General features: G+C 42.7%; 4 protein-coding genes and 3 tRNA genes. All 7 read left to right on the top strand.

All coding sequences use genetic code 11. The features are described 5' to 3' along the window. Positions 1-14: 14 nt before the first annotated feature. The 7 genes from CTN07_RS19630 (at position 15) to gshA (ending at position 6,724) form a co-directional block, all read left to right on the top strand. Positions 15-91 (top strand) — tRNA-Arg (locus CTN07_RS19630). Positions 92-133: 42 nt separating this feature from the next. Next, positions 134-210: transfer RNA gene (locus tag CTN07_RS19625), tRNA-Arg, on the top strand. A gap of 42 nt (positions 211-252) precedes the next feature. After that, positions 253-329 (top strand) — tRNA-Arg (locus CTN07_RS19620). Positions 330-724: 395 nt separating this feature from the next. Continuing rightward, positions 725-1,678: an NADP-dependent oxidoreductase gene (locus CTN07_RS19615; protein WP_005297835.1), complete on the top strand. Its 954-nt coding sequence runs from the start codon at positions 725-727 to the stop codon at positions 1,676-1,678. Between the two features lie 20 nt (positions 1,679-1,698). Continuing rightward, a complete protein-coding gene (locus tag CTN07_RS19610; protein WP_036763265.1) occupies positions 1,699-2,145 on the top strand; it encodes a YqaA family protein in 447 nt (148 codons plus the stop codon). Positions 2,146-2,157: 12 nt separating this feature from the next. After that, positions 2,158-5,004 (top strand): M16 family metallopeptidase, encoded by a 2,847-nt coding sequence (locus CTN07_RS19605; RefSeq protein ID WP_005297836.1) that lies wholly within the window; start codon positions 2,158-2,160, stop codon positions 5,002-5,004. A 154-nt stretch (positions 5,005-5,158) separates the two neighbouring features. Beyond that, positions 5,159-6,724 (top strand): glutamate--cysteine ligase, encoded by a 1,566-nt coding sequence (gene gshA / locus CTN07_RS19600; protein ID WP_005297837.1) that lies wholly within the window; start codon positions 5,159-5,161, stop codon positions 6,722-6,724. The last annotated feature ends 26 nt before the right edge of the window (positions 6,725-6,750 follow it).

The following is a 6,750-nucleotide window of genomic DNA, read 5'->3' as shown; positions in this document are numbered from 1 at the left end:
TCAAACAACCCTGCGCGCTCGTAGCTCAGCTGGATAGAGTACCTGGCTACGAACCAGGCGGTCGGAGGTTCGAATCCTCCCGAGCGCGCCATAATTTAAATAGTATTGATCTAACCGATTGATATTAGCCTGCGCGTCCGTAGCTCAGCTGGATAGAGTACCTGGCTACGAACCAGGCGGTCGGAGGTTCGAATCCTCCCGGACGCGCCATTCTTCAAGTTTGATGAAGATAAAATTATCAAACAACCCTGCGCGCTCGTAGCTCAGCTGGATAGAGTACCTGGCTACGAACCAGGCGGTCGGAGGTTCGAATCCTCCCGAGCGCGCCATTATTTAAAAGCTCAGCTTATTGCTGGGCTTTTTTTCTATCTGTTGTTTCTGCCTGTTATTTGATATTACACCCTCTGCTTTATCTATATCTATTACTTTCTTTTTTTACTCTAATTCTTTTTTCTATTTAAAATTAAATAGTTATCAATATATCTTGCTGTTTTTTGGTGCGGTGTTTACTCACGTTTTTACTATTACTCAGAGTGATACAAAATCAGTTGATAAGTTTTGTAACAATAATCTTGAAGGGCTAGGGCTTATTTGCTGCGGGTATTTTGTTGGCTCGAGTCGGAAGCTGATGTATGGTGAGGATAGCAACCTAACATATTGCTATTAAAAGAAAACGGGTTGCGTGAAGTGACCCGTTTTTTTATATCAAATAAGAGGTGACGCGATGAGTACATATCAGCAGGTCGTAATTTCACAATTTGGTGGCGTTGATGTGCTTCAGTGCCAGTTAACAGAGCTTCCAACTGTATTAGAGCCTCATCAAGTATTAGTCAAAGTGGATTACTGCGCAGTAAATCCTATTGATGCCAAAATTCGTCAAGGCAGTAACTTTGTCGCTCAGCAAATTCAAAATGCTTTACCGTGGGGCTTAGGCTATGACATCGCGGGTAAAGTGGTATCTGTAGGTTCAACGATTTCAGCTCTTAAAACGGGCCAACGAGTTGCGGGGTTAATAGGTTTTCCGCTACAAGGTGGCGGCTATTCCCAATATTGTGTAGTGGATTGGCAAGCGTTGTCGGTATTACCGGAACAGGTTGATTTACGCCAGGCCGCAGCCGTTCCATTAGCCGGACTTACTGCAATGCAGGCTATCGAGCTTGCAGATATTCAACCGCAAGAACGTGTTTTAGTGCTAGCGGGGTCCGGTGGGGTTGGCCATTTAGCATTACAACTTCTTAAGGTATTGCCGTGTCAGGTATTAGCAACTGGCTCCTCAACTAACCAAGCCTTTATTGCTTCTTTAGGTGCAAAAGCAATTGATTATGACAAAGTGGATTTTGTTTCACTTGAACCAGTAGATGTCATTATTGATTTGGTTGGCGGGAAAACAGGACTTGCGGCATTAGCTGCACTGAAGCCGTCTGGCCGTATCATTACGGTACCAACTGTGACTCAGGCTGAGATCATTGCTCAAGCTCAAGATCTTGGTTTTTATGCTCAAGGTATGGTGGTGCAGCCAAGTAAGATTCAGCAAGATATGTTATTACAGCTTATTGCAGAGAAGAAACTTCGAGTTCATATCGATCAACAGTTTGATTTTTCTTCTGTCGCTCAAGCTCATCAGCACATTGAGTCGGGACGTACGCGAGGAAAATTGGTTCTTGCAACCTTGAGTTAATGGTAGAAAAAGATAAATAAATGCTAGATTTAGTTAATGGGCAATCGGGTTTATGGGTATTATTTTCAACTGGTTTTTTAAGTGCCACACTGCTCCCTGGTGGTTCTGAAGCCAATCTGATTGCCAGTTTAAACTTAGGTGACAATGCACCTTGGCTGTTGGTGCTGGTTGCTACGTTAGGTAATAGTTTAGGCGGCATGACTAACTATTGGTTAGGTCGTCTAATACCTGATAAAACTTCTCAAGAAAAACATGGTCATAAAGCTATTAGATGGGTGAAAAAATATGGCTACTGGAGTCTCTTTTTTAGCTGGTTGCCCATCATCGGCGATCCTTTGTGTTTAGCTGCCGGTTGGCTTCGACTTCGCCCGTGGCTGAGCTTTGTTATTATTGTGGTTGGTAAGGCTGCGCGTTATAGCGTGTTGGCTGTGATCGTGTTAGGTCTTTTCCCAACGTTTTCTCACTAAAGGAATGTATTTGTGCAAAAGTGGATTCTCCCCCTTGCTCTATTGTCTGTAACTAATACAACATGGGCTGCAAAACAGAGCGATGTTCCCTTGCCGAAAGGTGTCTCTTTTATTGAACAAGTTAAGCCAGAGCCTGGAAAAGCGGTTATTCCTTTTCGCAAATATGAATTAAGCAATGGTTTAACCGTTATTCTGCATCAAGACAAGTCAGATCCTTTAGTTCATGTCGATATGACCTACCATGTAGGCTCGGCACGAGAAGAAGTCGGGAAATCAGGTTTTGCACATTTCTTTGAGCACATGATGTTTCAAGGTTCAAAACACGTTGGTGACCAAGAGCATTTTCGTTTAATTACAGAAGCAGGCGGTACTTTAAATGGCTCAACTAACCGAGATCGAACGAACTATTACGAAACCGTACCTGCCAATCAATTAGAAAAAGTACTGTGGCTTGAATCGGATCGAATGGGCTTTTTGCTTGATGCCGTGTCCCAGAAAAAATTTGAGATCCAGCGTTCAACGGTCAAAAATGAACGAGCAGAGCGCTATGAAAACCGACCTTATGGCTTAGTGTATGAGCGTATGGGAGAAGCGCTATTTCCTCGTGACCATCCATACTCATGGCAGACAATCGGATATGTTGCCGATCTAGATCGTGTTGATGTTAATGATCTTAAAGCTTTCTTCCTCCGCTGGTATGGCCCTAATAATGCCACGCTTACTATTGGTGGTGATATAGATATCGCGCAAACCTTAGACTGGGTAGAGAAATATTTTGGTTCTATTCCGCGAGGTCCAGAAGTTAATAATGCACCAAAACAGCCAGTAACACTTAAGGCTGATCGCTATATCACTCTAGAAGATAAAGTTCAGCAGCCAATGTTGATGATGGGGTGGCCAACCTCTTATCGTGGTGCAAAAGATGAAGCTTCATTAGATATGCTGGCTCAAATTATTGGTGATGGCACCAATAGCTTGTTGTATCAAAAACTGGTTAAGACTGGGCAAGTGGTTGATGCAGGTGCCTTTAATGATTGTGCAGAGCTTGCATGTACCATGTATGTCTACGCAATTGGTCCTAGCGGTGAAAAAGGCAACTTAAAGTCGATTCGTGGCAAAGTGATGGAGATAGTGAACAGTCTGGAAAAGCAGGGTGTGAAACAACAGGCCGTTGATGAAATTAAAGGTGTGGCAGAATCGAGTGCCATTTTTGGCTTACAGAGTGTCAGTGGTAAGGTTGCCCAGTTAGCGGCTTATCAAACATTTTATGGCGATCCAAATCATCTTGGGGTTGAGCTTGATAATATTCGCAAAGTCTCACCAAGTAGTATTGAAGCGGCATACAACCAATATATTTATCAGCATCCCAATGTCACTTTAAGTGTGGTGCCTCAAGGTAAGTTAGATTTGGTTGCTGCAAAAACGAACTTTACTCCCGAGCCGCGAAAGATCCCTGAACATCAAAAGATTAACGATGATCAACTGACGCTTCGCACAGCAAAAGATAATTTTGATCGTAGTATTATGCCTCAGCCATCAAAGCCCGTTGAAGCAATGATGCCAAGCTTGTATGACGTAACGTTGGCAAATGGCATTAAGATCCTTGGTACTCAGTATGATGAAACGCCTACTGTTGAGCTTCAACTTGTGGTTCCTGCTGGTCGTCGATATGAAGCTGAAGGTAAAGCAGGTCTAGCTCAGTTAACTGCTGCGATGATGAATGAAGCAACCACAAAAGCTTCTGCTGAACACATTGCTTCAGAATTGGATAAATTGGGTTCTAGTGTGAGTTTTGATGCTGGTCTATATGGCACAACCATCACCTTATCTTCTCTTGCGAAAAACCTTAAGCCAACGTTAGCAATACTAGAGCAGCGATTGTTCCATCCGGCATTTGCTCAAGCCGATTTTGATCGTTTAAAGAAATTGGCGTTAGAAGGTCTTGTGTATGAACATCAACGTCCTGAGTGGTTAGCAGGACAAGCTACTCGCGATGTGATGTTTAAAGGTACCGTATTTAGTCAGGCACCAGAAGGTACCAAGGCATCAATTGAGAGTATTACATTAGCGGATGTGAAAGATTTCTATCAGCGCTATTACACGCCTAATGGGGCTGATATGGTTGTTGTTGGTGATATTAAACCACAGACACTACAGCAAGATCTTGCATCTCTGGGTCAGTGGAAAGGACAAGCGGCTCCGACGTATCACACACCAAAATTACCAAGTATAGAGAAGCCGGCAATTTGGATGGTTGATAAGCCAGGAGCACCACAAACTATCATTCGCCTAGTTCGTCAAGGTCTACCTTATGATGCAACTGGTGAGCTCTACAAAACCCAATTAGCTAACTTTAATCTGGCGGGTAACTTTAACAGTCGCATTAACTTAAATTTGCGTGAAGATAAAGGCTATACCTATGGTGCTGGAGGCTACTTAACGGGAGGAAAAGAGCTTGGTTTAGCTACTTTCTATGCTCAGGTACGTGCTGATGCAAGTTTGGCTGCAACCAAAGAATTTCTCGCGGAACTGAAAAAAATGAGCCAAGGTGGATTAACTGATAAAGAAATGAAATTTATGCGCCTTGCCGTCGGTCAACAAGATGCATTGAAATATGAGACGCCAGCGAAAAAAGCTCAGTTATTGGGACAAATGTTAACCTACTCTTTGCCAAAAGATTTTGTTGAGCAGCGAAATAAGATTGCAGCGACAATTTCTAAGTCAGAATTAGATAAGCTTGCTAAGAAGTGGTTTAACCCACAAGATTATCAGGTTATTGTGGTAGGTGATGTGGCAAAATTAAAGCCACAATTTGCAACGTTAGGCTTACCGATCCATGTGATTAAGCCACAACAATAACGAGTGTTTATAGATTAAAGCCGACGTATCACAGCGTCGGTTTTTTCTGTCTCGTAAAAGTGTTTATCGATTTGATGCAATAATAAAACATGGTAATCAGAATCAATTATGATTACTCTATTTTCTAATTTTGATAATGACGAGAATGACCTTGATGGATTTTTCACAAAGGTTGCAGCAAGTTTCAGCCAATAAAGATGCTCTGAAAAAGTTTGGTCGTGGTCTGGAACGCGAAGCTCTGCGTATTACCACAGATCACCAATTGTCGGATCAGCCTCATCCCGTACAGCTCGGTTCTGCACTAACAAATAAGTGGATTACGACAGATTTTGCGGAATCCCTATTAGAGTTTATTACCCCAGTTTCGCGCTCTGTTGATGATCTTCTTGCGCAACTTAGTGATATCCACCAGTTTACCTACAGCAAGATGAATGGCGAGCGTCTATGGCCGATGTCGATGCCTTGTTTTGTCGGTGACCAGGACGATATTACTTTAGCGCAATATGGTTCATCGAATGTGGGCCGGATGAAAACCTTATATCGCGAAGGTTTGAAGCGTCGTTATGGTAGCGTGATGCAAATCATCTCTGGCGTGCATTTTAACTTTTCATTCCCTGATGAGTTTTGGGATCAATTGTTTGGCCCGCAAAACGAACAAGAGCGTCAAGAATCTCGTTCGGTGGCTTACTTTGGTTTGATCCGAAATTACTACCGTTTTGGCTGGTTGATCCCATATCTATTTGGATCTTCACCTGCTCTATGTGGTTCTTTCTTACAAGGGAAGCCAATTAAAGATAAGTTCAGCAAAATTGGCCAAGGTACCTATTATTTAGAGAAAGCAACGGCACTACGCTTGAGTGATTTAGGCTATACCAATAATGCCCAAAGTGGCCTTAAAATTGGTTTTAATAGCTTAGAGCAGTATCTTGATGGATTAAATAAAGCCATTCGTACGCCGTCAGCAGAATTTGCTGATATTGGTGTTAAGGTGGGGGATGAATACCGTCAGCTTAATAGCAATGTTTTACAGATCGAAAATGAGCTTTATGCTCCAATTCGTCCTAAACGTGTGGCTAATAGTGGTGAAAAACCATCAGAGGCATTGAAACGTGCAGGTGTTGAATATATTGAAGTTCGCTCACTTGATGTTAACCCATTTAGCCCAATCGGTGTGGTTGAAGATCAAATTCGTTTCTTAGATATGTTCTTAACTTGGGCGGTGCTGTCGCCATCGAGTGATATGACCGATTGTGAGCTTGGCTGCTGGCGTGAAAACTGGAGCAAAGTGATCTTAGATGGTCGTAACCCAGATTTAGTTCTGACTATTGGTTGTCATGGTGAGCAATTGACGCTTAAAGAGTGGGGCTCTCGTGTCTTTACTGACTTTGCCCAAGTTGCGAAAATGTTAGATGAAGCTAATGGTACCACGGCTTATCAAGAGACTTGTGAGCGTTTACTTGGTTGGATTGAACACCCTGAACGTACGCTATCGGCCCAACTGCTAGAGCAAATTAAGCAGTTTGATGGGATTGGTAAAGTGGGTGATGAGTTAGCAAAACAGCATGCTGAATTTATGGCTCATCGTCAGTATCAATTCTATAACGAAGCCCAGTTTGAAACTGAAGCGAAGGAATCAATTGCAAAACAGCAGCAAATTGAAGCCAATGATACGGTCTCTTTTGATGATTATTTAGCGGCGTACTTTGCTGATATCAAATAATTGATGATTGCTTGATCTTATTACGG

It is taken from the genome of Photobacterium damselae (genome assembly GCF_003026815.1).
GTDB lineage: Bacteria > Pseudomonadota > Gammaproteobacteria > Enterobacterales > Vibrionaceae > Photobacterium > Photobacterium damselae.
This window is presented reverse-complemented; position numbering and strand designations above follow the sequence as displayed.